General features: G+C 66.7%; 24 protein-coding genes. 12 read left to right on the forward strand and 12 right to left on the reverse strand.

From position 1 onward, the window contains the following. The first annotated feature begins 139 nt into the window (after positions 1–139). The 4 genes from BW991_RS09385 to BW991_RS09400 are packed head-to-tail and all read left to right on the forward strand — an operon-like array spanning position 140 to position 4,371. Positions 140–595 carry a copper chaperone PCu(A)C gene (locus tag BW991_RS09385; protein ID WP_076601835.1) on the forward strand — a complete coding sequence of 152 codons (456 nt, stop codon included), beginning with the start codon at positions 140–142 and terminating at the stop codon, positions 593–595. Beyond that, positions 585–2,690 (forward strand): TonB-dependent receptor, encoded by a 2,106-nt coding sequence (locus BW991_RS09390; protein WP_076601836.1) that lies wholly within the window; start codon positions 585–587, stop codon positions 2,688–2,690. Before BW991_RS09385 ends, BW991_RS09390 begins: the two co-directional genes overlap by 11 nt. Beyond that, the gene (locus tag BW991_RS09395; protein ID WP_244551654.1) at positions 2,684–3,901 is read left to right on the forward strand and encodes an exo-alpha-sialidase; all 1,218 of its coding nucleotides are present in this window, start codon (positions 2,684–2,686) and stop codon (positions 3,899–3,901) included. The genes BW991_RS09390 and BW991_RS09395 overlap by 7 nt, the downstream gene beginning before the upstream one ends. Further along, positions 3,898–4,371: a TlpA family protein disulfide reductase gene (locus tag BW991_RS09400; protein WP_076601838.1), complete on the forward strand. Its 474-nt coding sequence runs from the start codon at positions 3,898–3,900 to the stop codon at positions 4,369–4,371. The genes BW991_RS09395 and BW991_RS09400 overlap by 4 nt, the downstream gene beginning before the upstream one ends. 86 nt (positions 4,372–4,457) lie before the next feature. Here the strand turns inward: BW991_RS09400 and BW991_RS09405 are convergent, their stop codons facing one another. Continuing rightward, positions 4,458–6,101: an electron transfer flavoprotein-ubiquinone oxidoreductase gene (locus BW991_RS09405; RefSeq protein WP_076601839.1), complete on the reverse strand. Its 1,644-nt coding sequence runs from the start codon at positions 6,099–6,101 to the stop codon at positions 4,458–4,460. A 168-nt stretch (positions 6,102–6,269) separates the two neighbouring features. Between BW991_RS09405 and BW991_RS09410 the strand changes: the two genes are divergently transcribed. Both BW991_RS09410 and BW991_RS09415 read left to right on the forward strand, forming a co-directional pair. Next, positions 6,270–6,674, forward strand: coding sequence for an acyl-CoA thioesterase (locus tag BW991_RS09410; protein ID WP_076601840.1), 405 nt, complete (start codon positions 6,270–6,272; stop codon positions 6,672–6,674). 194 nt (positions 6,675–6,868) lie between these two features. After that, on the forward strand, positions 6,869–7,417 hold the full coding sequence (locus tag BW991_RS09415; RefSeq protein ID WP_076601997.1) for an isochorismatase family protein: 549 nt from the start codon (positions 6,869–6,871) through the stop codon (positions 7,415–7,417). Here the strand turns inward: BW991_RS09415 and BW991_RS09420 are convergent. Further along, the gene (locus BW991_RS09420) at positions 7,407–8,534 is read right to left on the reverse strand and encodes a polysaccharide pyruvyl transferase family protein (RefSeq protein ID WP_076601841.1); all 1,128 of its coding nucleotides are present in this window, start codon (positions 8,532–8,534) and stop codon (positions 7,407–7,409) included. The two genes, BW991_RS09415 and BW991_RS09420, sit on opposite strands and share 11 nt — an antisense overlap. A gap of 111 nt (positions 8,535–8,645) precedes the next feature. Here BW991_RS09420 and BW991_RS09425 point away from each other — a divergent pair, with 111 nt between their 5' ends. From BW991_RS09425 to ftsB, 4 genes are all read left to right on the forward strand, one after another. Beyond that, positions 8,646–10,289: a CTP synthase gene (locus BW991_RS09425; RefSeq protein ID WP_076601998.1), complete on the forward strand. Its 1,644-nt coding sequence runs from the start codon at positions 8,646–8,648 to the stop codon at positions 10,287–10,289. Positions 10,290–10,299: 10 nt separating this feature from the next. After that, positions 10,300–11,139: a 3-deoxy-8-phosphooctulonate synthase gene (kdsA, locus tag BW991_RS09430; protein WP_076601842.1), complete on the forward strand. Its 840-nt coding sequence runs from the start codon at positions 10,300–10,302 to the stop codon at positions 11,137–11,139. Between the two features lie 59 nt (positions 11,140–11,198). Continuing rightward, positions 11,199–12,488: a phosphopyruvate hydratase gene (gene eno / locus BW991_RS09435; protein WP_076601843.1), complete on the forward strand. Its 1,290-nt coding sequence runs from the start codon at positions 11,199–11,201 to the stop codon at positions 12,486–12,488. Positions 12,489–12,598: 110 nt separating this feature from the next. Then, positions 12,599–12,877: a cell division protein FtsB gene (gene ftsB, locus BW991_RS09440; RefSeq protein WP_076601844.1), complete on the forward strand. Its 279-nt coding sequence runs from the start codon at positions 12,599–12,601 to the stop codon at positions 12,875–12,877. Between the two features lie 27 nt (positions 12,878–12,904). Here the strand turns inward: ftsB and BW991_RS09445 are convergent, their stop codons facing one another. From BW991_RS09445 to BW991_RS09490, 10 genes are all read right to left on the reverse strand, one after another. Continuing rightward, positions 12,905–13,336 carry a CBS domain-containing protein gene (locus BW991_RS09445; protein ID WP_076601845.1) on the reverse strand — a complete coding sequence of 144 codons (432 nt, stop codon included), beginning with the start codon at positions 13,334–13,336 and terminating at the stop codon, positions 12,905–12,907. A 94-nt stretch (positions 13,337–13,430) separates the two neighbouring features. After that, positions 13,431–13,973, reverse strand: a complete 543-nt coding sequence (locus BW991_RS09450) for a C40 family peptidase (protein ID WP_076601846.1) — start codon at positions 13,971–13,973, stop codon at positions 13,431–13,433. A gap of 90 nt (positions 13,974–14,063) precedes the next feature. After that, positions 14,064–14,393: an MliC family protein gene (locus tag BW991_RS09455; RefSeq protein ID WP_076601847.1), complete on the reverse strand. Its 330-nt coding sequence runs from the start codon at positions 14,391–14,393 to the stop codon at positions 14,064–14,066. Positions 14,394–14,432: 39 nt separating this feature from the next. Then, positions 14,433–15,146: an SIMPL domain-containing protein gene (locus tag BW991_RS09460; protein WP_076601848.1), complete on the reverse strand. Its 714-nt coding sequence runs from the start codon at positions 15,144–15,146 to the stop codon at positions 14,433–14,435. A gap of 139 nt (positions 15,147–15,285) precedes the next feature. Beyond that, positions 15,286–17,256, reverse strand: coding sequence for a M10 family metallopeptidase C-terminal domain-containing protein (locus BW991_RS09465; RefSeq protein ID WP_076601849.1), 1,971 nt, complete (start codon positions 17,254–17,256; stop codon positions 15,286–15,288). 169 nt (positions 17,257–17,425) lie between these two features. Beyond that, positions 17,426–18,298 carry an HDOD domain-containing protein gene (locus BW991_RS09470; RefSeq protein ID WP_076601850.1) on the reverse strand — a complete coding sequence of 291 codons (873 nt, stop codon included), beginning with the start codon at positions 18,296–18,298 and terminating at the stop codon, positions 17,426–17,428. 85 nt (positions 18,299–18,383) lie between these two features. Then, on the reverse strand, positions 18,384–18,848 hold the full coding sequence (locus tag BW991_RS09475) for an RES family NAD+ phosphorylase (protein ID WP_076601851.1): 465 nt from the start codon (positions 18,846–18,848) through the stop codon (positions 18,384–18,386). Continuing rightward, entirely contained in the window at positions 18,848–19,309 is a 462-nt protein-coding gene (gene parS / locus BW991_RS09480; protein WP_076601852.1) for a type II RES/Xre toxin-antitoxin system antitoxin, read from the reverse strand. The genes BW991_RS09475 and parS overlap by 1 nt, the downstream gene beginning before the upstream one ends. 60 nt (positions 19,310–19,369) lie before the next feature. After that, a complete protein-coding gene (locus BW991_RS09485; RefSeq protein ID WP_076601853.1) occupies positions 19,370–20,338 on the reverse strand; it encodes a DHH family phosphoesterase in 969 nt (322 codons plus the stop codon). 76 nt (positions 20,339–20,414) lie between these two features. Then, entirely contained in the window at positions 20,415–21,572 is a 1,158-nt protein-coding gene (locus tag BW991_RS09490) for an aminotransferase-like domain-containing protein (RefSeq protein WP_084205026.1), read from the reverse strand. Between the two features lie 72 nt (positions 21,573–21,644). On the opposite strand from BW991_RS09490, the gene BW991_RS09495 reads away from it, so the two are divergent. Both BW991_RS09495 and BW991_RS09500 read left to right on the forward strand, forming a co-directional pair. Continuing rightward, entirely contained in the window at positions 21,645–22,112 is a 468-nt protein-coding gene (locus BW991_RS09495) for a MarR family winged helix-turn-helix transcriptional regulator (RefSeq protein ID WP_076601854.1), read from the forward strand. Between the two features lie 129 nt (positions 22,113–22,241). Further along, positions 22,242–23,996, forward strand: coding sequence for a SulP family inorganic anion transporter (locus tag BW991_RS09500; RefSeq protein WP_212566874.1), 1,755 nt, complete (start codon positions 22,242–22,244; stop codon positions 23,994–23,996). Positions 23,997–24,012 lie beyond the last annotated feature (16 nt).

Genomic DNA, 24,012 nt, shown 5'->3' on the forward strand with positions numbered 1-24,012 from the left:
GATTCCCGATCTTCGTCAGATACGTTTGCGGCGCTTCGACCCCGATACCGGGTTCTTCGCCGTATCGCCATTCATCCGTGCCGGCGCCGGTTTGTCGCGCGGTTGCCGGGCGGATCGCCAGACATGCAGGAGTGGAAACATGAAGCATTACATTGCAGCAGCCCTGTCCCTGATCTCCTTCTCGCTGCCCGCGCAGGCAGACGTCAAAGTCGAGGAACCGTGGGTGCGCGCGACCGTGCCGCACCAGAAGGTCACCGGAGCCTTCATGCGGCTGACTGCATCGGAGGATGCCAGGCTGGTCGCGGTGGGCTCGCCGGTCGCCGGTACCGTCGAGATCCATGAGATGGTGATGGAGAAGGAAGTCATGAAGATGCGTCCCGTCGCGGGGGTGCAGCTTCCCGCCGGCCAGACCGTCGAACTGAAACCGGGAGCGCACCACGTGATGCTGCTGGACCTGCGCAAGCCGCTGCAGCCCGGCGATACCGTGCCGCTCGTGCTGACCGTGGAGGGGAGCAAGGGCAAGCGCGAGACGCTCGAGGTCAAGGCTGCGGTGCGCCCGCTCGGCACGATGGGAGGCGCGGGGCATGAGCGCTGAACGGATCCGCGCCCTCGTCGCGCTGTCCTGCGCCTGCGCGATCGGCGGGGCGTCGGCGGCCGAGGCCGAAACCATCCTCGAACAGGTGACGGTCACCGGTACGCGCGAGAAGGAACGGCTGGTCGAAACGCCCGCTTCGGTCGGAGCGGTGAAGGCAGAGGCGCTCGCGGCCGACAAGCCCGCCCATCCCGCCCAGGTCATGAGCCAGATTCCGGGCGCTGCGGTCGCAGTGACCAACGGCGAGGGGCACACCACCGCGATCCGCCAGCCCTTCACGACGAGCCCGGTGTACCTGTTCCTCGAGGACGGCATTCCCTCGCGTTCGCCCGGCTTCTTCAATCACAACGCGCTGTACGAGATCAACGTGCCGCAGGCCGGCGGCATCGAGGTGAACCGCGGGCCGTCGTCGGCGCTGTACGGTTCGGATGCCATCGGTGGCGTCGTGAACGTGCTGACGCGAGTGCCACCGACGAAGACGGAACTCGGCGGTTCCGTCGAGATCGGCGAACACGGCTGGCGGCGCGCGCTCCTGAGCGGCGGCTCGGGCTACGCGAGCGGCGGCTTCCGCGCCGACCTGAATCTCTCCGCGACCGACGGATGGCGCGACGACACCGCCTACGACCGCAAGAGCGGCACGCTGCGCTGGGACCACTTCATCGGCGACAGCACTTCGCTGAAGACGGTCCTCGGCTTCTCCGAGATCGATCAGGACACGGGCGCCAACTCGCCCCTCGTGCGCGAGGACTACAAGCACGATCCGACGCGCAACTACCTGCCAATCGCTTTCCGCAAGGTCAGCGCGCTGCGCCTGTCGACCAGTTTCGAGCACGAGACCGCGGATTCGCTGCTGTCGATCACGCCCTACGTGCGCGACAACAGCATGGACCTGCTGGCGAGCTTCGCACTGCGCTTCGATCCGAGTCTTGCCGAGACGCGGAACCAGTCCTACGGCCTGATGGCGAAGTGGCGACAGGATTTCGCGCCCATGCGTGCGCGCCTGATCGCGGGCGTCGATCTCGACATGAGCCCCGGATCGCGGCGCGAGAACCGGATCAATGCGACGATGCGCGGAAGCGGTGCGAGCCAGGAATTCATCGACTACACCCTAGGGCCGCGCATCTACGATTACGACGTCGAATATCGCGGCATCTCGCCCTACCTGCACGGCGAGATTTCGCCCACCGACAGGCTGCGCCTGACCGCCGGCCTGCGTTACGACGACATGCGCTACGCCTTCCGCAACGATTTCGCCGCCGGTGTTGTGCAGGCGGGAAGCAGCTTCTACGGCCAGGCGGCCGACAGCACGGTGAGTTTCCGTCGCGCGACACCGAAGTTCGGGGCAACGTACGCGCTCGATCGGGATACCCACCTGTTCGCCTCGTACAACCAGGGGTTCCGCGCGCCGTCCGAGTCCCAGCTCTTCCGTCCGTCGCGCGCCACGAGCCGCGCCTCGGCACTGGCGCTTGCGCAGTCGGCGGTCGAACTGGACGCCATCCGCGCCGAGCAGTTCGAATTCGGCATCCGTGGTGTGGTGGCCGGCGTGTCCTACGATCTGGTCGCCTATGACCTGACCAAGCGCGACGACATCGTGAGCCAGCGTGATCCGGAGACGACGCAGACGATCACGACCAATGCCGGCAAGACGCGTCACCGGGGGATCGAACTGGGGCTCGGTGCGCCGTTGCATCGCGCCGTCAGGCTCGATGTTGCGATGTCCTATGCGTGGCACGAGTTCGAGGACTGGGAGACTTCACAAGGCGACTTCGGCGGAAACGAGCAGGCCAGCGCGCCGCGCTTCATGTCCAACACCCGCCTGACCTGGGCGCCGACGGCCGCGATCCGGGCGCAGCTCGAGTGGTCGAGGATCGGCTCGTACTGGCTCGACGACGCGAACACAGTGAAGTACGGTGGCCACAACCTCTTCAACCTGCGCGGGAATTACGCGCTCAACCCGACCTGGTCGCTGTTCGGCAGCGTCCAGAACCTCACCGACAAGCGTTACGCCGAAAGCGCGCAGCTGTCGACGCGGAGCACCCCGGTGTATTCGCCGGGATTGCCGCGTACGGTGATCGCGGGTGTGGAGGCGAAATGGTGAGCGTCACCACGCCACGGAGTGCAACCCGACGGGCGATGCTGGCGGTGCTGGGGGCGTTCGTGATCGCGAACGCCGGCGCGGCCGACGCGCAGCGAGCTCAGCACATGCACGGCATGACCGCGGGGAAGCCTGCGCGTCCCGAACTGGGAACGAGCGCGGCCTTCGCACCCGATGGTGCGCTCTACGCGGTGACCAAGGATGGGCAGCATGTGCTTCTGCATCGCAGTGCGGACGAGGGGCGCAGCTGGGAGGCTGCCGTCGTCGTGAATGCCGAGCCGGAGCAGATCTCGGCCGACGGCGAAAATCGCCCCAAGCTCGCCTTCGATGCCGACGGTGCGGCGCTGGTGTCATGGACCCGGCCCTTGGCGAAGCGCTTCACCGGCGAGATCCGCTTCGCCCGTGCCGATGACCGGCGCCACTTCACAGCACCGGTCACGGTCCATCGCGACCGCCAGGAAATCACCCATCGCTTCGATTCGCTCGCCGTGACCGGCGCCGGCAAGGTCGTGCTGGCGTGGATCGACAAGCGCGACCTCGAGCTGGCGCAGGCGGCGAATCGCGATTACCGCGGTGCGGCGATCTACGCGGCCATCTCGGACGACGGCGGGCGCAGTTTCCGCACCGAGCGGAAGATCGCCGACCATTCCTGCGAATGCTGCCGCATCGCGATCACCGGGGATACGGACGGGCTCCCGCTGCTGATGTGGCGCCACGTCTTCGAACCCAACGAGCGCGACCATGCGGTGGTCAAGCTGGGCGCGGACGGAGCGCCCGGACCGGTTGCGCGCGCCACCTTCGACCGGTGGCGCATCGACGCCTGCCCGCATCACGGCCCCTCGCTCGCCGTCGCGCCTGACGGCACGCGTCACGCCGTGTGGTTCAACGAGAAGGAGGGCGAAGGGCGCGTGTTCTACGGGCGCCTGAAAGACGGGCGGGTGGACGGGCAGCGCGCGTTGGGCGGCGAGCGCGCCGCGCATGCCGACATCGCGACCGCCGGGCGGCGCGTCGCCGTTGTCTGGAAGGAATTCGACGGCGAGCGCACGCTTCTGCGGGCAGAGGTGTCGGCGGACGGCGGCGCGACCTTCAATGCGCGGGCACTGGCGGCGACCGGCGGCGCGTCGGACCAGCCGCGCGTGATCCGTCGCGGCGACGCGCTGTTCGCGTTCTGGCGGACGGAGAACGAGGGCATGCGGGGGTACTGGCTGGAATGAAGATCCGACACGTTGTTGCGAGCTTGTGCTGGTGCGTCGCCGCTGCCTGCGGTGCGACCGAATTCCAGGCCTTGGACCGGGCTGCGGCCACCCGGATCGTCGATCCGTCGCGCCATACGGTGCCGACGATCGTCGCCCTGTGGTCCTCGGAATGTGTCCACTGCAAGAAGAACCTGAAGCTCTTCGCCGAGATGGTCAAGGCCGACCGCAGGTTCAGGCTGGTGACGGTGGCAGTCGAGCCGCAGTTTGCCGGATTGGCCGAACCGCTGGACCTGCTTGCCGTGCCGGGGCAGAGATTCGCGTACGGGGCGGAATCGCCCGAAGCACTCGGGTATGCGCTCGATTCGAAGTGGCGCGGCGAGTTGCCGAGAACGATCTTTTTCGACGGGAAGGGCGGCAAGACGGCCTTGTCGGGCGTCGTCACCGAGGCGACGGTGCGCTCGTCCCTCGGTCTGCAGACGAACCCGTGAAACGGCTGGCGGGGCAGTAAAAAGGGCGGCCGAAGCCGCCCTTTGCTGTCGCAGGCCCTGCTGCCTCGTCGGCAGCCGGCCGGAGCTTACATCCCCTGGTAGATCGGTCCTTCACCACCCTGCGGCACGACCCAGTTGATGTTCTGCGTCGGGTCCTTGATATCGCAGGTCTTGCAGTGCACGCAGTTCTGCGCGTTGATCTGCAGGCGCGGGTTCTGGCCTGACTCGTCGCGCACGATCTCATACACGCCGGCCGGGCAGTAGCGCTGCTCAGGGGCGTCGTACTTCGCGAGGTTCACGGCGATCGGCACCGACGCATCCTTCAGCTGCAAGTGGCAGGGCTGGTCTTCCTCGTGGTTGGTGTTCGACAGGAACACCGAGGAGAGGCGGTCGAAGGTCAGCACGCCATCGGGCTTCGGGTAGTCGATCTTCGGGCATTCCGACGCGAGCTTGAGCTTGTCGTGGTCGGAGCTGTTGTGCAGCGTCCACGGCGCCTTGCCCTTGAGCACCTTCTGGTCGATGCCGAAGAGCAGCGAGCCCATCCACAGGCCCTTCTTCATGTAGGGCTTGAAGTTGCGCGTCTTGTGCAGTTCCTCATACAGCCAGCTGCTCTTGAACGCTTCCGGGAAGGCAGCGAGTTCGTCGCGCTGACGTTCAGCGGCCACCGCGTCGAACGCGGCTTCCGCTGCGAGCATGCCGCTCTTGATCGCGGCGTGGCTGCCCTTGATGCGCGCAGCGTTGAGGAAGCCCGCGTCGTCGCCGATCAGCGCGCCGCCCGGGAACACCAGCTTGGGCTGGCTCTGCAGGCCGCCCGCGGCGATCGCACGCGCACCGTAGGCCAGGCGCTTGCCGCCTTCGAGATACTTGCGGATCTCGGGATGCGTCTTGTAGCGCTGGAATTCCTCGAACGGGGAGAGGTGCGGATTGGTGTAGTTGAGGCCCACGACGTAGCCGATCGCCACGAGGTTGTCCTCGAGGTGATAGACGAAGCCGCCGCCGTAGGTGTCCGAGGGCAGTGGCCAGCCGGTGGTATGCACGACCACGCCCGGCTCATGACGCTCGGCGGGCACTTCCCACAGTTCCTTCAGGCCGATGCCGTAGGTCTGCGGGTCGACGCCGTTCCTGAGGTTGAACTTCGCCTCGAGCTGCTTGCCCAGATGCCCGCGGCAGCCTTCGGCAAACAGCGTGTATTTCGCGTGCAGCTCCATGCCCGGCTGGTAGGCGGGGCCCTGTTCGCCTTCGCGCGTGACGCCCATGTCGCCCGTGGCGACACCCTTCACGGCACCCGTCTCGTCGAACAGGATCTCGGCACCCGCAAAACCCGGATAGACCTCGACCCCCAGCGCTTCGGCCTGTTCGCCGAGCCACTTGGCGACGTTGCCGAGGCGCACGATGTAGTTGCCGTGGTTGAGGAAACAGTCCGGCAGCAGGCCGGTGGGCACCTTGCGGCCGCCCGTTTCGTTGAGGAAGATCACGCGATCTTCGGTGACCGCGGTGGTGACCGGCGCGCCCTGTTCCTTCCAGTCGGGGATCAGCTCGTTCAGCGCGCGCGGATCCATTACCGCGCCGGAGAGGATGTGGGCGCCGATCTCGGCGGCCTTCTCGATCAGGCAGACGGAGATGTCATTGCCTTTCTCGGCCGCCAGTTGCTTCAACCTGATCGCCGCGGCCAGCCCCGCAGGCCCGCCGCCGACGATCAGGACGTCGAATTCCATCGATTCGCGTTCCATTCAGTTCTCCATTTGAATACGCGCATATTGGTTTTGTGCATCGCGGGGATGCAGTTTAATACATGCATGCCCTTGGAGGCGCACGTCACCTGTCGCACCGGTGCATATCGAACATACGGTACCGTATGTTAGAGTGTCTTGTCGAGCCAAACCTGAGGAATCGATTGAATGAAACAGGAACGAAAGTTGGTTCATACCACCCGCATCCCGGTGCGCTGGGGCGACATGGACTACTACGGGCACGTCAATAACACCGTGTATTTCCGCTATTGCGAGCAGGCCCGCGTGGAATGGATCGAGCAGCTCGGTTTCGGGGTCGATCCGAACTGCGGCACGGGGCCGGTCGTGATCAACGCCAGCTGCACCTTCCTGCTGCCGGTGAATTATCCGGCGACCGTGATCGTCAAGATGTATGCAGGACAACCCGGCCGGAGCAGCGCGATGACCTGGTACGAGCTCTTCGTCGAGGGCGACGAGCGGCTGTATGCGGAAGGTGCGTCCAAGGTCGTATGGATGGACATGGGCACGAACAAGTCGGTGCCGCTGCCGGACGGATTGCGCGCTTTCCTCTGACGCATCATCGTCCGGCAGATGGGGTACAGTCCCGAGCGAAAATGACACATTCTTGCGCAATGGCGCATGTCCTCATCCTGTCCGGAGCAGAACGGGAACGTCGAAGCGCGGACGAGCCCCGACGCGCCGGGACGTTTTCGCGATCGCGCCGAGCCGGCCACCTGAACGCCGCGAATCCATAGGGAGATCCGATGATGCTGATGAACTGCGAGAAGTCCGTGCTGCTGATCGTGGATGTGCAGGAGCGCCTCGCGCCGGCGATCGACGAGGGCGAATCGGTCGTGCGCAACTGCGTCTGGCTTGCCGGCGTCGCCGCGCGCCTGGGGGTGCCGGTGGTCGTCACGGAGCACTTTCCGGGCAAGATCGGGGGGACCGTCGCCGAGGTGAAGGCTGCGGCCGTCGCGGCCGGGGCGCAGTTCGTGACCAAGGAGCATTTTTCGGCCGAGGCGGACGGATGCCTCCGGGGCACGGCCATCGACGACCGACGGCAGGTTGTCGTGTGCGGAACGGAAGCCCACGTGTGCGTCCAACAGACCGCGCTGGGGCTGCGCTGGGCGGGCCGCGACGTCTTCGTGGTGGCGGACGCCGCCGGCTCGCGTCGATCGAGCGATCGGGAACTGGCCTTCGCGCGCATGCGCGGTCACGGCATCGAGATCGTGTCGCGCGAAATGGTCGCCTTCGAGTGGTTGCGCCGGGGCGGCACCGAACTCTTCCGCGGAGTGAACCGCGACTTCATCCGCTGACCGTTTCGGGAAACAGCGGCTCGTCGTCCGGCGTGCGCCACTGGCACGGCACGCCGCACCAGGTATCCGTATAGTGCGCGGCCTTGTCGGCAGGGCTGCGTACGAGGCAGCGCGCAGGCACCCCGAACGCGTGTGCGACGATCCAGCCATGCAGGCTGGTGCCCACGCAGGCACACGCGCCGGCGAGCAGGGCGCAGATGTCGAACACGCGGGCAGATTCGAGGATCGCGACCGGACGTTGCGTCCCGAGTCGCTCCGCAAGGCGCCGAAGCGTATCGAGGTCGTCGTGCCACGGCGCCAGCCCCGCGCGGAACAGCACGATGCCTGTTCCGTGTGCTGCCGACGTGGCGAGCAGGAGCCGTGCGACGCGGTCGAGCGTCGCGTCGTCCCCCCATTCCGCGGCGAGTTGAACCGCAATCCATGATCGCATCCGGGAACGCAGCGCTGCGATTTCGCCGCCTTGTCCGTGTTGCCGTATCGTTGCGCCGAAAAGCGCGGGCGTTGCCGCGGCCGGGTCCGGCAGGAGCTCGGGATCGAGCCCGGCGCCGCGAAGTGCATCCAGGGTCGTCCGGTCGCGGACGCGGAGCGTGCTCGCGCTGCGCAGCGCCCGCAGGATCTCGTCGCGCTCCGCGGCCGGCAGGGTGTCGAATGCGACGCCACCCACAGGGCAGAAGTGCGTGCGCCAGCGGGCGGGCAGCTCGTCCCGCGCAATGACGTAGGGAATGAGGCGCGCGGTGCCGAGGACCGACCGTGCCCACGTCGTGCGCGCTTCCGGGCTGCGGTCGTGCAGGGCCACGATGCGTGCCGCCTCCGTCGGGGACTGCAGCATCACGGCGGCCTCCCAGGCGGTGGTCGTGAGCAGCTCGCCGCCGACGTGCACGAAGTCGGCGTCCTCTCTTCCGAAGGTTGCGATGACGTCTGCCAGCGCCAGGGCCTGGAAGCCCTCGAACTTGCGCAGGTCGCGTGCGGCGAGGCCGGCGAAGACGATTTCGGTGCGAGCGCCCGCCGCCGCACAACGGGCGAGCAGCAGGTCGCCGAAGTTGTGGCGGTCGAAGGCTCCGAAGAGTATCAGACGCCGCCCTTTCGCCGGCGCCGCTTCGCGTTTCGCGCTCGTCATGGCATTCACGATCGCACCGTTTTCGCCCGGGGAAAAGGGCAGGTGCCGCACATCGCTTCCGGCCTGCGGGGCTCTTCGGTTATCATCGCGCTTTCCCGCAGCAACGTTCCCATGACCAAATACGTCTTCGTTACCGGCGGTGTCGTGTCCTCTTTGGGCAAAGGCATTGCAGCGGCCTCGCTGGGGGCCATTCTCGAATCCCGCGGCATCAAGGTTACCCACCTCAAGCTGGATCCGTACATCAACGTCGATCCGGGCACGATGAGCCCGTTCCAGCACGGCGAGGTTTTCGTGACCGAGGACGGCGCCGAGACCGACCTCGATCTGGGCCACTACGAGCGCTTCACCAGCGCCCGCATGAGCAAGCGCAACAATTTCACCACCGGCCAGATCTACGAGTCGGTGATCAAGAAGGAGCGCCGCGGCGAGTATCTCGGCAAGACGGTGCAGGTCATCCCGCACATCACCGACGAGATCAAGCAGTACATCAAGCGCGGTGCCGAAGGTGCCGACGTGGCGATCGTCGAGGTCGGCGGCACCGTGGGCGACATCGAGTCGCTGCCTTTCCTCGAGGCGATCCGCCAGATGGGGATCGAGGAGGGCCGCAGCAGCACCTGCTTCATCCACCTGACGCTGGTTCCGTACATCCCGACCGCGGGCGAGCTGAAGACCAAGCCGACGCAGCATTCGGTGAAGGAGCTGCGCGAGATCGGCATCCAGCCCGACATCCTGCTGTGCCGCGCCGACCGTTCGATTCCCGCCGACGAGCGCCGCAAGATCGCGCTGTTCTGCAACGTGATGCCCGAAGCGGTCATCGAGTGCCTCGACGCGAACTCGATCTACAAGATCCCGGGGCAGCTGCACGACCAGATGCTCGACGAGATCGTCTGCCACAAGCTCAACATCCTCGCGCGCGCCGCGGACCTGAGCGTGTGGGAAAAGCTCGTCCATGCGCTCGAGAACCCGAAGCAGACCATCGACGTTGCCTTCGTGGGCAAGTACGTCGACCTCACCGAATCGTACAAGTCGCTCATCGAGGCGCTCAACCACGCCGGGATGCACACCGAGAGCAAGGTGAAGATCCACTACCTCGACTCCGAGGATATCGAGCGCGACGGCTGCAAGGCCCTCGAGAAGATGGATGCGATCCTGGTGCCGGGCGGTTTCGGCAAGCGCGGCACCGAGGGCAAGATCGCCGCGATCCGCTATGCACGCGAGAACAAGGTTCCCTATCTGGGCATCTGCCTCGGCATGCAGCTTGCGGTGGTTGAATTCGCCCGCGACGTCGCCGGCATGGCCGGGGCGCATTCGACCGAATTCGAGCGCGAAACCCCATACCCGGTGATCGGCCTGATCACCGAATGGCAGGATCGCACCGGCAAGGTCGAGAAGCGCAGCGAAAGTTCCGACCTGGGCGGCACGATGCGCCTCGGCGCGCAGTTGTGCCACCTTGCCGACAGCTCGCTGGCGCGGGAGGTCTACGGTTCGGCCGACGTCGTCGAGCGCCACCGCCACCGCTACGAAGTGAACAACAAGCTGCTCTCGCAACTCGAGGAGAAGGGCCTGGTCGTCTCCGGCCGTGCCCCGGGCACCGACCTGTGCGAGATGATCGAACTGCCGGCCGACGTGCACCCGTGGTTCGTCGGCTGCCAGTTCCACCCGGAATTCACTTCCAACCCGCGCAAGGGTCATCCGCTGTTCACGGCGTACGTGAAGGCGGCGCTGGCGCGCAAGGCAGCCGCCGAGGCGGCGTGAGGGAGTCGCGATGAAACTCTGCGGATTCGAGGCCGGCCTCGACAAGCCCTTCTTCCTGATTGCCGGGCCGTGCGTGATCGAGTCGCGCGACATGGCTTTCGAGACGGCCGGCGCGCTGAAGGAGATCTGCGCCGAGCTGGCGATCCCCTTCATCTACAAGTCGTCGTACGACAAGGCCAACCGCAGTTCCGGCAAGTCCTACCGCGGCATGGGAATGGAGAAGGGACTCGACATCCTCGCCGACGTGCGCAAGCAGCTCGGCGTGCCGGTGCTCACCGACGTGCATGCGATCGAGGAAATCCCGGCTGTCGCGGCTGTCGTCGACGTGTTGCAGACGCCGGCCTTCCTGTGCCGCCAGACCGACTTCATCCATGCGGTCGCCGCCAGCGGCAAGCCGGTGAACATCAAGAAGGGGCAGTTCCTCGCTCCGGGCGACATGAAGAACGTCGTCGACAAGGCGCGCGAGGCCAACGGCGGCGCGGACACCATCATGGTGTGCGAGCGCGGTGCATCGTTCGGTTACAACAATCTCGTGTCGGACATGCGCAGCCTTGCGATCATGCGCGAAACCGGTTGCCCGGTCGTGTTCGATGCGACGCACTCGGTGCAGCTCCCGGGCGGGCAGGGCACGGCCTCGGGCGGGCAGCGCGAGTTCGTGCCGGTGCTGGCGCGCGCGGCGGTGGCCGTGGGGGTGGCGGGATTGTTCATGGAAACCCACCCCGATCCGGCGAAGGCCCTGTCGGACGGCCCGAATGCGTGGCCGCTGCCGAAGATGAAGGCGCTGCTGGCGACGCTGAAGGACATCGACAGCCTGGTGAAGCGCCACGGCTTCATGGAGCTGGCCGGCTGAAGCGGCAGCCCGCGTTTCGATCAAACCTATTTTTGACCCCTGGAAGGACAGGAATACCCATGAGTGCAATCGTTGATGTCATTGCCCGCGAAATTCTGGATTCGCGCGGCAACCCGACCGTCGAGGCGGACGTTCTGCTCGAATCCGGTGTGATGGGCCGTGCGGCTGTGCCGTCGGGTGCCTCGACCGGTTCGCGCGAAGCCATCGAACTGCGTGACGGCGATGCCGCGCGCTACCTGGGCAAGGGCGTCCTGCGCGCGGTCGAGAATGTCAACACCGAGATCTCGGAATCGATCATCGGCCTCGACGCCGAGGAACAGTCCTTCATCGACCGTACCCTGATCGAGCTCGACGGCACCGAAAACAAGTCGCGCCTCGGCGCCAACGCGATGCTGGCCGTGTCGATGGCCGTCGCGAAGGCCGCCGCCGAAGAGGCCGGCCTGCCGCTCTACCGCTACTTCGGCGGTTCGGGCCCGATGGCGATGCCGGTGCCGATGATGAACGTCATCAACGGCGGCGCGCATGCGAATAACAGCCTGGATATCCAGGAATGCATGATCATGCCCGTCGGCGCGACCAGCTTCCGCGAGGCGCTGCGTTGCGGCGCCGAGATCTTCCATCACCTGAAGAAGCTCACCGACAAGAAGGGCTACCCGACGACCGTCGGCGACGAGGGCGGTTTCGCGCCGAACGTCGGCAGTACCGAGGAAGCCCTCAACATGATCCAGGACGCGATCTCGGCCGCAGGCTACGAGCCGGGCCGCGAAGTGGTGCTGGCGCTCGACTGCGCCGCGTCGGAGTTCTACAAGGACGGCAAGTACGTCCTCGCCGGCGAAGGCCTGACCCTGAGTTCGGAAGGCTTTGCCGACTACCTCGCGACGCTGGCCGACCGCTTCCCGATCGTGTCGATCGAGGACGGCATGGCGGAGAACGACTGGGCCGGCTGGAAGACGCTGACCGACAAGCTCGGCCGCAAGATCCAGCTCGTCGGCGACGACCTGTTCGTGACCAACACGAAGATCCTCGAGCAGGGCATCGACCAGGGCATCGCCAACTCGATCCTCATCAAGATCAACCAGATCGGCACGCTGTCGGAAACCTTCGCCGCGGTCGAGATGGCCAAGCGCGCGGGTTACACGTCCGTGATCTCGCACCGTTCGGGCGAGACCGAGGACTCGACGATCGCCGACATCGCGGTCGGCCTCAACGCGATGCAGATCAAGACCGGTTCGCTGTCGCGTTCGGACCGCATCTCGAAGTACAACCAGCTGCTGCGCATCGAGGAAGATCTCGGCGATACCGTCAGCTACCCGGGCCGTCGCGCCTTCTACAACCTGCGCGTGCGCTAAGCGTTTCGCGTTCGGCGGCGGCCCGCGAGGGCCGTTCGCAATGACTCAATGCACAAGGCCGGCGATGAATTCGCCGGCCTTCTTTTGGTTACGGGCAGATCTTCATCCCTATGCGCTGGCCTCTGGTCATCCTCATCCTGCTGGTGGCAGTCCTGCAGTATCCGCTCTGGCTGGGCAAGGGCGGCTGGCTGCGGGTGTGGGACGTGGACCGGCAGCTGCACGAACAGCGCGAGAAGAACCGCGAACTGGAACAGCGCAATGCGGGCCTGGAGGCCGAAGTGCGCGATCTCAAGTCCGGCAACGAGGCGATCGAGGAACGCGCACGCTTCGAGCTGGGACTGACCAAGTCCGGCGAAGTGTTCGTTCATACGCCCCGGCAGAAGCCCTGACGGCCGCCGCCGGGGAGTGGCGCCCGCTCAGAGCACTTCGGCGATCGCTTCCCGCTGCAGCAGCTCGCCCTCGAATTCGACGAGCTCGGGTCCGAGCGCATCACGCGCCGACACCATTCCGACGGGTTGGCCGTTCGCCACGATGGGTACGTGCCGGAATCCGCCTTCGAACATCAGGTGCAATGCGTGGCCGAGCGGCATCTCGGGCGTTGCGGTCATCACGCGCGCGGTCATCACGCGGGCGATCGGCGTCGCCTGAGGATCCAGACCTGCGGCCAGCACCCGGACCAGGGCGTCGCGTTCGGTAAAGATGCCGATGAGATTGCCGCCTTCGGTGACCATGATCGATCCGACCCTGGTTTCGGCCATGAGGCGTGCTGCGTCGCTGACGGTGAGGTGGGCAGGGCCCGTGAGGATGGGGCGGCCGGCGATGACCTCGCTGATCTTCCGTGTATGCATGATTCTCCTCCTGCTGAAGGTTAGGTGAGATGCTTCCTGTCAGCGTCGGCGGGTGCAGCGCCGCCCCGGGTTGTGCGCGCCCGGGCCGCTTTGTTCAACTGTCTGCCAGGAGCGTCCTGGCGCCGTCGAATCTGGATCTGAAATAGGGGCTGTCGAGCCGTTCGACGCGCACGCGCCCGCGGCTCGATGGCGCATGCACGAACTTGCCTTCTCCCATGTAGATGCCCATGTGGGAGTAGGGGCGGTTCATGGTGTTGAAGAACACGAGGTCGCCCGGCTGGAGCACCGCGAGGCTGACCGGCCGCGTCCGGTCGGCGATCTGCGCGGCATTGTGCGGCAGGCGGCGGCCCGAGACCTGCTCGACGACGTAGGAAACCATGCCGCTGCAGTCGAGGCCGGCGTCGGGATTGCGGCCGCCGAAGCGGTAGCCGGTGTCGATCAGGCCCAGCGCGAAGATGACCATCTCGCGCGAATGCTCGGGGTCATCGAGGACGAAATAGTCGGCGCTTGCGCGTCCGGAAGGGACGGTCGGTGCGGATGACACGTCGGGCCGCGGGGCCGGGACGCTGCCGCAGGCTGCGACCAGGGCTGCGATCGCGGATGCGGTCAAGGCACGAAGCAGCTTGCGGACGGCCATGGAGCTCCCCTGCACACTATCCGCAAACGATAGGGAAATAGTCGTCGGGTGTCCAGTGGGGCCGAACGCGCGGACGTTCCCGGCCGGGCGTCAGAGCGAGGCCTTGCGGATGGCGCTGCAGGCCGGACTTTCGGGCAGGCCCGGTCGTTCGAGCATGGCCTGGTCTCCGCTGGCCGAGAGTACCGTATAGCCGTCGGAGTACTTTGCCCCGCTGGCCGTCTTCTCGCCCGTGAGGGCGAAGATGCCGGCGCCGGTGCGCAGGCGCACGTGGCCTTCCAGGTATTCGACGGTGAATTGCTCCCCGCCGGGGCAGGAGTAACTGACGACCCGCGAACCGTCGCGGGTCCAGGCGGTGCCGGCGAGGGAACCCGCGCCGATGAGAAGTGCGGAAAGGGCTGCCAGTTGGCGATCGAGGCGCATGGAGTGTCTTTCAGAAGCGTGCGGCGGGTGCGTGCCGCGTTAGTCCGTCAGTTCGATGGTGCCGCTGACGGTGACGATGATTTCGGTCTCGCCGGCTTCGACGGGCATTGGCGAGGCCTCGGCAGCGAATGCCGCCGCGCGCGCCGCGGGGAAAGGGGGGCGGGGGCTGCCGCCGTGGGCGACGGAGAGGTGGCGAATCCGCCACGGCTTGTTCAGCGTGGCGGCGATGGCTCCGGCGCGCTCCTGGAAGGCGCGGATCGCGTCGGTGGCGGCGAGGTCGGCCGTGCTCTTGCGGGTTTCGGGCGAGGGCTGCAGGATCAGGCCGGAAAGTGCGAGCGTTCCCTGGAGCTTGCCGACGAGTTCGGTGAGGGCGGGGAGGTCCCGGCTTTCGAGCTGGATGTCGGTGCGCATGCGCCAGCCTTCGATGCGCCGGCCTTCCTTGCCATACACCGGAAAGGTGGCGGTGCCGGCTGACTTCGCCTTCACCGTGGCATAGCCGCGCGCCTGTTCCAGCGCCGCCGCGATGGCGGTGTTGACCTGGCGCGCGAGCGCGCCGGGATTGCGGTCGTCCGCCTGGAAATAAAGGGTTGCGATGGCGAGGTCGTTGGCTGCCGCACGGCGGGCGTCGGCCGACAGCTCGACTGTGGTTGCCCCGCTGTCGGCTTTCTGTTCCGCTGCGTGGCTCCACGTGGAGGCCAGCAGGGGAAGCATCAGGATCAGCAGGGAGCGTCGCAGGGCCGTATGTCTGTGCATATTCCGTTCGGAAGACATCAAGGCGCGCAGTGTAGCGCGACGGCGTCGGGCGGCAAGCATTCCATGCAAACGTGTTGTAATCGTGTGTAAGGCGATGACGGTGGAACCGCCGCGCAATGGGCGATTCCTGCGGTTCGGCCTAGAGCACGATGTCGCTGTGGGAGAGTGCTATCTGTCCGACGTTGATCGCGAATTCGGGCTTTGCGTCGGCGTCAACGTTGCCGTACAGGATGCCGCCGGCGAACTGGAGCTGACCTGGCGCATAGAAGGCGGTTCCGGCAGCGAGGAAGGTGGCGTCGAAGGCGTCGTTCTCAGCAGTGAGGAGGTTCGCGTCGATGAGGGACAGGTCGAGGAGATCTTCGCCGATCGCGAAATCCGTGATCAGGTCTGCCGTACGGGCATTCGTGCCGGTATCGGAAACGGTGTCGAAGCGGAAGACGTCCTGGCCGCCGCCGCCGGTGAGGAGGTCGCGCCCCCCCGCGCCGATCAGGGTGTCTTCGCCGCCGCGGCCGTCGAGGGTATTGCGGCCGGCGTTGCCGGCGATGACGTTGTCGCCGTCGTTGCCGGTGCCGTCCGCGCGTGCGCGGCCGGTGAGGGTGAGGTGTTCGAGGTCGGCGCCGAGGGCGAAGGAGACGGTGCTGCGCACGGTGTCGATGCCGCCGAGCAGGCCGTTCGACTCGGTCACGATGTCATTGCGGTTGTCGACAACATAGGTGTCGTCGCCGTTGCCGCCGGAGAGGCGGTCCGCACCACGGCCGCCGTCGAGCAGGTCGTGTCCGAAGCCGCCGTCGAGCGAATCGGCGCCGCCGAGGCCGAACAGTTGGTCGTCGGCGTCGGTGCCGGTGAGGATGTTGGCGCGGCCGGTGCCCGAGACCGTGATCCCGGCAACGGGCGCCGCGCGCTGCCCGCCGGCGAGTTCGCCGGCGCTGCGGGTGACGTCGTTGGCGAAGCGGAAGTACTCGGTGCCGGTGACGGTGTCGATCCCGGTCGACTGGCTCTGGAACGTGAAGATTCCGGTGGTGGCGTCGTAGATGATCGCGTAGCTGCCGAGGTCCGCGCCCAGGGTGGCCCAGTCGATACCCGTGCCGCCGTCGAGATAGTCGTTGCCGCCACCGCCGAGGAGCTCGTCGTCGCCGCCGAGGCCGTAGATGGTGTCGTTGCCGCCGCCGCCGTCGAGACGGTTCGCGAGGGTGTTGCCGCGGATCGAATCGGAGCCCTCGCCGCAGACGACGTTTTCGATGTCCGTCGAGTATGCGATGGCGATGTTGTTGGTCATGTCGTTGCAGGAGCTGTAGGCTCCCGGCGCGATATCGACCGTGCTGCCCGACGACCAGCCGCTGAGATTGAGGGTGTCGTTTCCGCCTGCGTCGTAGATGGTGAGGACGGGATGGGCGTTGCGCGTGAAATCGAGGATCTCCGCCATCGCACCGGTGACGTTCGAGCCGAAGCCGTAGGTGGTGTCGCCGGTGCGCGTCGTGCGGTCGGCGCCGTACATGCTCTGGATCGCCAGGACGTCGTCGAGCATGGGGGTCTGGGGCTGGTAGAGCCTGCCGTCCGAGCCGACCCAGTCGGCCCATGCGATCTGGCCGGTTCCGGCCGACCATGCGCCGTAGGATGGACCGAAATAGGACATGACGGACAGGACCGTGCTGTCCTGGTAGCTCGTCGGCTCGGCCGCGTAGCCGTTGTAGTCGCCCATGTGGTCCAGGCCCAAGGCGTGGCCGACCTCATGGACATAGGTCATGTAGCCGTAGCCGCCGACCTCGGGGTCGGCCAGGGAGGCATCGCCGGATCTGAACCAGACGCTTCCGTGCGATGGGAAGTAGGCGTGGGCGTAGTCGGCGTTGAGGGTGAGTCCGAATTCGACATCGGACGCGGATCCCGATATTTCCGCGAAGGACGGGGCGATCAGTTCGTCCCACGAGGTGAGCGCCACTTCGGCGTACGCCTGCCCGGTTGCGCCCAGCGGCTGGAAGGAGCCGCCTTCGTCGGTCCAGAACAGGCTGGCGGCGGTGACCGGGAAGGCGTAGGTGATGGTGCTGCCGACCCAGTGATAGCCGGAATCGAGCTGGTCGATGATCTGCTGCGTCGAGAGTGATGCCAGCGCCATGCGCGCCTCCGTGTCCGTACAGGATGGTTTGCCGGACAGGCGAATCGATCATGGCGTCGCCGGGGCGACGCGCAGCGCTCCGGCAGCCTTCCGTCGGAGGGGAATTTTACAGGCAATCCGTGCGGGAATCCTCTCCGTAGTTTCCGTTTGCGCCCGGTTGCCGCGGACGTCAGTTGTCGAGCGCGGAGTGGAGTTCCGCGGTCGCAGTCTTCATGTCGTCGATGAGGGACAGATAGGGTTCGCCGAGCTCGGTGCGGGCCTGCCCGGCGGCGTCGAAATCCTTCTTCATCCACTCGAAATGTCCGCCGGCCATGACATTGCCGATGTAGACGATGTCGGTGAGGTTGCGTGGATATTCTGGCACGGGGCGGGGGTGGTCGTGGTCGCGCGTGGCGATGGCGATTTCCTCGGGGATGCCGAGGGCGAAGAGCAGGGACTCGCCGATGCTCTCGTGCCACTGGTAGACGAGGTGCTTGACGGTATCCGGTCGTTGACGCAATTCGTCGTACTGCGAGGCGCGATAGAGCATGTAGCTGGCGCCCAGGTCATGCACCAGGCCGGCGAACAGTGCCTGCTCGGCGGTGACACGACCGAACTTGCGCGCGAGAACGGAACAGGCGGCAGCGGTGGTCACGGAATGCGTCCACAGCCGTCTGGAGATGCCGTCGAAGTCGGTGAGGTCCTTCGCCAGCAGGAGTTGCTTCATCGCGACGCCGAGCGCGAGGGAACGTACCGCCTTCATGCCGATGCGCATGATTGCGGACTGCAGATCCTTGCACGGCGGGCCATCGCGGCGGTTGAGCACGGAATTGGCTACGCTCAGCAGGCGGCTGCTGATCATCGGGTCGAGGCTTACGGCAGCACTGATCCGTTCGACGGGGGCGTCGGGGTCGTCGAGCAGTTCGCGCAGGCGGATGGTGACGTCGAAACAGGTTGGGACGACCAGTTTGCTCGACATTTCGCTGGCGATGTCTTCCAGCATCTGGAAACGCTGGGCCTTCAGTGCATCGCCGGTCTTGTCTTCTTCGCGGGTAGGGGACATTGCGGGTAGTGCGAGGTCGGGGTGGGTTGTCGGGCGTTCGCTGAGCGGCGGCCGTCTTCGGGCGGAAGCGGCGCACGGTGCGCGATCATGAACTTCGTATCAGGCGCAGGTCCGTGATGAATTCCTGTGCTTCGCCGATGGAGATTCTGGCAAAGGAGGGGTGCAAGGGGTTGAGCAGGTAGTTCGTTTCCGACGGGATCACCGCGCTGGGAACGGCGAGGACGGCGGCCGAATTGCCCTTCGCCCAGTCGCTGCCGAGATCCTGCAGGTGTTCGCGCGCCGCGGGGCTGCGCCAGTCGCCGGGCAACTCGTCCACGGCGATACGGTCGATGCGCAGGCCGCTCGGGATTCTTGCCGGAATGACCACGTAACGGGCGCGCAAGGGTTCGTCCTGCACGAGCATTTCGAGCATGGCGAGGGATTGTGTCGCAGCGGTATATACCATCGGGACGCCCTTGCGATTCCAGCGCCCGCCGTACAGGCGCGCGCCCTCGCCCGAGAATGCCGAATCCGCGAAACGCGCCGTCACCAGACGCCACCCCGTGAGCATCAGGCGAATACGCCGTGCTCGATGCGGCCCAGGGTGTCCAGCACGCTCTCGGCTCCGATGTCCGTGTCCATCAGCGACAACGGCACGGCAGCGCCGAGGGCCGTGTTGGGCGACTTCAGCCAGTGCATGGCAACGTCCGGGTCCTCGAAGACCTCCTGGGCGCGTTCCGCGACCCGTGCGAGACGTACGAGCTTGGCGGATTCCTCGCTGTTGAGGGTGCCTTCCTTCTTGCGCCGCGCCAGCGTCCGTTCCGGTATGCCCAGGGCCCCGGCAAGTTCGGCCTGGGTGACATGCAGCGTTTTCGTGGCCGAATCGACGGCCGCCGAGGAAATGCCGCGGCGGATGACGGAGACCCAGTCGAGCGCCGTCCGCGGCTTTGCATGCAGCACGCCCTGGCCGCCGAGCACGGATTCGATCGAAAGCGAGACGGTGGGCGGAAGAACTGCAGCAGGGGTACTCATGGTGAACTCCATTGACGCCATCTGGCTTTAATTATAGGCAAATTTGGCGTTTCTGGGGGTTCAGCATGCCCGGTCGGGCACTGCCGCGAGCACCTGCTCGAGGAAATCGCGCGAGGGCATGCGAAAGCCGGCGGCGTTGGGGTGGCCGCCGCCGCCGTAGTGTTCGGCGATGCGCGCGACGTTCACGACGTTGCAGCCGCGTAGCGATGCCTTCACGAAGCCGTCGCCGGCAAGCTGCCAGACGAGGCCGAAGGTGCGTGAGCGTTCGGCGAGCCGTCCGCCGAGTTCGGACGCGAATGCGGCGCTGGCGTTGATTGCCAGGCCGCTGACCCGCTCGTCGGACGGGGAGGCCGTGGCGCCCGGCGCGACGGTGGACTGCAAGCCCACGGGCATCACCAGCGCACTTGCCGCGAGCCGGTCGACCTCGATGGCGAGGAAGCGGTCGACGGCTTCGCCTTCGTCGAGCAGGGCCCGATGGGCGGGGGACGTCGCATCCTCGCTTGCGCGCACGATGGGATCCCAGCTCGGGAAGGCGAAGTCGCGCATGCGCAGTGCGCGGCAGAACGGGCGCGTGCCGGGAAGCCGGAAGCGCCACATGTCCTGGTCTTCGATGTGTGCGAGCGCTGCCGGGACGGCCGTATCGGGGTGGAAATGTTCCCATGCGAGCCGGGCGCCGGATCGTTCGAGATCGAAGATCACCGTCAGATTGCGGGCGGGATCGTGATGGCGTGCGCCGCTGTTCCCTTCGTCCGTGTGCAGCAGCTCGGCCCACGCCGCGCGGGCGCTGGCGTGGTGATCGATCAGGCAGACGGAGCAGGCCCGCGCGGACATGCGCTCGAGTTCGGCGCGGGGAAAGGAGAAGTCGAGGATGAAGACGTCGCGTCCGGCGACGTCTTCGACCTGCCAGGCGCTGCCGTAGTGCACCGGCAGGTAGCGTGCCGCATTGCCGAGGCGGCGCCAGGCGGCGTAGGCCGCGCCGAAGCCGTCGAGGCAGTCGGCGTGGTAGTAGATGGTGGTTGGTGTGCTCATGGTCCGTCCCATCATGCCACAGGGCGGGTGGGACGGACCGCCGGCGGCCGGGGGGCCGGAGAGGGCACGACCGGAATCAGGACGCGCTTCGCACCAACGCCGCCAGGCGCTCCAGGCCGACGTCGGCCTGCTCCGCGGTCGCATGACTGAAATTGAGCCGCAGCTGGCCGCAGGCCTCGACCTCGTAAGGCAGGAAGGGCTCGCCCGGCATGAAGGCGACGTTCGCTGCGATGGCCTTCGGCAGGAGCGCGCGGGTGTCGATCCGCTCCTTAAGCGTCAACCAGAAGAAGAGGCCGCCGGGGGGCGTGCGCCACGTGGCGATGTCGCCGAAATGTCGGCGGAGGGCCTGTTCGAACGCGTCGCGGCGCGCGCGATAGCTCGCGACGAGGGTGTCGATGCGCGCATGGCGCGCCGGATCGTTGAGCTGCTGCAGCACCACCCACTGGCTGACGCGGTTGCTGTGCAGGTCGGCAGCCTGCTTGAGGCGCGTCAGGAAGGGGAGCAGTTCGGGCGAGGCGACGAGGTAGCCCAGACGCAGTCCGGGAGCGAGGCTCTTCGAAAAGGAGCCCTGGTAGATCCACGGCGTGCGCCGCAGCCGCGCGCACAGCGGCGTGCGTTCGCAGGGATCGTAGGCGAGGTCGCGGTAGGGGTCGTCCTCGAACACGGGGATCCGCGCTTCGTCGAGGCTGGCGGCCAGGGCGGCGCGTTGCGCGGCGTCGAGGCAGCGTCCGCTCGGATTCTGGAAGGTGGGGATGACGTAGGCGAACGCGGGTTTCTCGCGCACGAACGATGCCGTATCGGGTGCCTCGGCATCGTAGGCGAGCAGACGTGCGCCGAAGAAGCGGAACACCTGCAGGGCCGCGAGGTAGGTCGGGGACTCCACGGCAACCGGGGTCTGCGGATCGATGAACAGTTTGGCGACGAGGTCGATGCCCTGCTGCGACCCGGAGACGATCAGCACCTGGTCGGCCGTGCAATCCAGGCCCCGCGTGCGCAGGTCCGCGGCGATCCATTCGCGCAGCGGGCGTTCCCCCTCGCTGGGACCGTACTGCAGCGCATTCTGCGGCATGGTGTCGAGGGACAGGCGCGGAAAACTGTCGCCGGAGGGCAGTCCGCCGGCGAACGAGATCATGCCCGGGCGATCGACGACGGCGAGGATTTCGCGGATCGGCGACGCGTGCAGGTCGCGGGTGCGGGTGGAAAATGCGGGGAGGGCGGAAGGCTGGGCGGTCATCGTGGCGTCCGGTGAAATGTCAATAATCTTGACCTATGGACAAGGTAATGGTTCGCCTTCTAGCATGTCAATATGGTTGACCAAAAATTCTCCTGCGCCCACTCCGCGTCCGCTGCCGATGAGGCACGGCTGCGCAAGGCGATCGAGCTGCTGTACTTCGGCTATCGCGCCTTCACCGCGCCGCCGGACCGCATCCTCGAAGAGCGCGGCCTCGGACGGGTGCATCACCGCATCCTGTATTTCGTCGGCCGCAATCCGCACGTTTCGGTGAATGCCTTGCTCGGCGTGCTGGGCGTGAGCAAACAGGCCTTGAATGCACCATTGCGGCAACTGGTCGAGATGGGGCTGGTCGCGACGGAAACCGCCGCGCACGACCGGCGCGTCCGTCAGTTGCGGCTCACGCCTGCGGGCGAGGCACTGGAAGCACGTCTCACCGGTGCACAGATGGTCCAGCTGGAGGCCGCGTTTGCGCAGGCGGGCGCCGGGGCCGAGGCGGGGTGGCACGCGGTCATGGAATGCCTCGTCGGCGGGGGAAGATAGCCGGCTTCCCGCGGCGGATGCGGCGGACACGTGCGCGGGTGATAATTGTCCGCAATGCGACGCAGACCGGGGGTGGCGTCGTCAAGCAAACCGTGCCGCAGGCGTACGGACAATCGAGGGGCAAAGGATTTGCACAGGCTGCGGAGCCGGATTTTCCCGGCGCTGGCCGCTCACGGCGGCGGCGACTGGTTGCTGACGCTGACTGCGGCCGGCTTGCGCGCGGACCTGCTCGCCGGGCTGCTCGGTGCGCTGCTGGTTCTGCCGCAAGGGGTGGCCTTCGCACGCCTGGCGGGCCTGCCGCCCGAGTACGGAATCTACACGGCGATCGTTCCGTGCATCGTCGCGGCGCTGTTCGGTTCGAGCCGTCACGTGATGTCCGGCCCCACGAACGCCAACTCGCTCGCGCTCTTCGCGATGCTGTCGCCGCTGGCGATGCCGGGTTCGCCGGACTATCTGCGGCTCGTGCTCACGGCCACCTTCATGGTCGGCGTGATGCAGTTCCTGATCGCCCGTTTTCGCCTCGGTTCGCTCGCCAACTTCATTTCGCCGTCGGTGCTGCTCGGCTTCATGTCGGGCGCGGCCTGCCTGATCGGCTACCGCGCGGCGCTGGAGCTGTGGGAGCTGGCGCGATCGGGCGGCGTGCTTGCAGCGGGCGAACCGCTCGTCGCGCTCGTGACCGTCGCCACGACGCTGGTCGTCGTCCGCTACCGTCGGCGCTGGCCGGCGATGTTGCTGGGCCTGGCGGCCGGCTATGCGCTCGCCGAGGGCTGGCAGATGCAGACCGGTGAGCGCATCGAGCGGCTCGGAGCGCTGACGTCGGCGGTTCCTCCCCTGAGCATGCCGGACCTTTCGCCGGCAACGCTCGCGCAGCTGTCGGGCATCGCGCTGTCGCTGACGATCGTTGCGCTGGGTCAGTCGATCTCGATTGCGAAGGCGCTCGCGGAACGCTCGGGACAGCATATCGACGTCAATCGCGAATTCTTCGGGCAGGGGCTGTCGAACATCGCCGGCAGCTTCTTCTCCTCCTACCTATCCTGCGGCTCGCTGAACCGCTCGCTGCCGAATCTCGAGGTCGGTGCGCGGACGCCTCTCGCGGCGGTGTTTTCGAGCCTGCTCCTGCTGCTTCTGGTCCTCGCCGGGGCGGATCTGCTCGCCGGTATCCCGATGTCGGCGATTGCGGCACTGCTCCTGTATGTAGCGTGGTCGTTGATCAACGTGCCGAAGATTGTCGAGATTGCGCGTTTCAGCCGGCAGGAGGCGGTCTGCCTCGGTGCGACGTGGGGCGCGATGTTGCTCATCCCGATCGAGTTCGCGATCCTCATCGGAGTGGGGCTGTCGCTGATCTTCTACCTTCATCACACGTCCCGGCCGGTGATGCGGGTATTGGTGCCGCATGGTCCGGAGCGGCGCTTCACGCCCGTCGAGGACATCCCGGGCGAGGCGGCGGAGTGCCCGCAACTGAAGCTGGTGCGCATGGAGGGTGACGTGTACTTCGGGGCGGCGCAGTACGTAGGGGATGTGCTGAAGGCGTTCCGCGAGCGCCATCCGGGGCAGAAGCACCTGCTCGTGATGGCCAAGAGCATGAATTTCGTGGATCTCGCCGGCGAACAGCTGTGGGCGCGCGAATTCCGCACGCGGGCGGAGGTGGGCGGCGGACTGTATTTCCACCGGCCGCGACCGCGGGTGCTCGACGCGTGGCGACGCAGCGGGCTGCACGACAGCCTGCGCGGCGGGGGGCACATCTTCGCGAGCAAGGCCGAAGCCCTGGCGCGCATCGTCCCCGCGCTCGACCCGCAGGTATGCGCGCATTGCAGGGTGCGGATCTTCCGCGAGTGCCGGGCAATGCCCGGGCCGTCGGGGGAGGAAGGGAACCGGGGCGGATGAGCGCCCCGCCGTGACG

This window comes from Aromatoleum tolulyticum (assembly GCF_900156155.1).
Classification (GTDB): domain Bacteria; phylum Pseudomonadota; class Gammaproteobacteria; order Burkholderiales; family Rhodocyclaceae; genus Aromatoleum; species Aromatoleum tolulyticum.

Excerpts from the sequence above, each read along its gene's own strand:
- BW991_RS09485 (WP_076601853.1), bottom strand. The coding sequence starts at position 20,338 with ATGAGCACACCAACCACCATCTACTACCACGCCGACTGCCTCGACGGC.
- parS (WP_076601852.1), bottom strand. The coding sequence starts at position 19,309 with ATGAGTACCCCTGCTGCAGTTCTTCCGCCCACCGTCTCGCTTTCGATC.
- eno (WP_076601843.1), top strand. The coding sequence starts at position 11,199 with ATGAGTGCAATCGTTGATGTCATTGCCCGCGAAATTCTGGATTCGCGC.
- BW991_RS09395 (WP_244551654.1), top strand. The coding sequence starts at position 2,684 with ATGGTGAGCGTCACCACGCCACGGAGTGCAACCCGACGGGCGATGCTG.
- kdsA (WP_076601842.1), top strand. The coding sequence starts at position 10,300 with ATGAAACTCTGCGGATTCGAGGCCGGCCTCGACAAGCCCTTCTTCCTG.
- BW991_RS09465 (WP_076601849.1), bottom strand. The coding sequence starts at position 17,256 with ATGGCGCTGGCATCACTCTCGACGCAGCAGATCATCGACCAGCTCGAT.
- BW991_RS09445 (WP_076601845.1), bottom strand. The coding sequence starts at position 13,336 with ATGCATACACGGAAGATCAGCGAGGTCATCGCCGGCCGCCCCATCCTC.
- BW991_RS09450 (WP_076601846.1), bottom strand. The coding sequence starts at position 13,973 with ATGGCCGTCCGCAAGCTGCTTCGTGCCTTGACCGCATCCGCGATCGCA.
- BW991_RS09385 (WP_076601835.1), top strand. The coding sequence starts at position 140 with ATGAAGCATTACATTGCAGCAGCCCTGTCCCTGATCTCCTTCTCGCTG.
- BW991_RS09405 (WP_076601839.1), bottom strand. The coding sequence starts at position 6,101 with ATGGAACGCGAATCGATGGAATTCGACGTCCTGATCGTCGGCGGCGGG.
- BW991_RS09420 (WP_076601841.1), bottom strand. The coding sequence starts at position 8,534 with ATGACGAGCGCGAAACGCGAAGCGGCGCCGGCGAAAGGGCGGCGTCTG.
- BW991_RS09460 (WP_076601848.1), bottom strand. The coding sequence starts at position 15,146 with ATGCACAGACATACGGCCCTGCGACGCTCCCTGCTGATCCTGATGCTT.
- BW991_RS09495 (WP_076601854.1), top strand. The coding sequence starts at position 21,645 with ATGGTTGACCAAAAATTCTCCTGCGCCCACTCCGCGTCCGCTGCCGAT.
- BW991_RS09410 (WP_076601840.1), top strand. The coding sequence starts at position 6,270 with ATGAAACAGGAACGAAAGTTGGTTCATACCACCCGCATCCCGGTGCGC.
- BW991_RS09475 (WP_076601851.1), bottom strand. The coding sequence starts at position 18,848 with ATGCTCACGGGGTGGCGTCTGGTGACGGCGCGTTTCGCGGATTCGGCA.
- BW991_RS09455 (WP_076601847.1), bottom strand. The coding sequence starts at position 14,393 with ATGCGCCTCGATCGCCAACTGGCAGCCCTTTCCGCACTTCTCATCGGC.
- BW991_RS09415 (WP_076601997.1), top strand. The coding sequence starts at position 6,869 with ATGCTGATGAACTGCGAGAAGTCCGTGCTGCTGATCGTGGATGTGCAG.
- BW991_RS09400 (WP_076601838.1), top strand. The coding sequence starts at position 3,898 with ATGAAGATCCGACACGTTGTTGCGAGCTTGTGCTGGTGCGTCGCCGCT.
- BW991_RS09390 (WP_076601836.1), top strand. The coding sequence starts at position 585 with ATGAGCGCTGAACGGATCCGCGCCCTCGTCGCGCTGTCCTGCGCCTGC.
- BW991_RS09425 (WP_076601998.1), top strand. The coding sequence starts at position 8,646 with ATGACCAAATACGTCTTCGTTACCGGCGGTGTCGTGTCCTCTTTGGGC.
- ftsB (WP_076601844.1), top strand. The coding sequence starts at position 12,599 with ATGCGCTGGCCTCTGGTCATCCTCATCCTGCTGGTGGCAGTCCTGCAG.
- BW991_RS09470 (WP_076601850.1), bottom strand. The coding sequence starts at position 18,298 with ATGTCCCCTACCCGCGAAGAAGACAAGACCGGCGATGCACTGAAGGCC.
- BW991_RS09490 (WP_084205026.1), bottom strand. The coding sequence starts at position 21,572 with ATGACCGCCCAGCCTTCCGCCCTCCCCGCATTTTCCACCCGCACCCGC.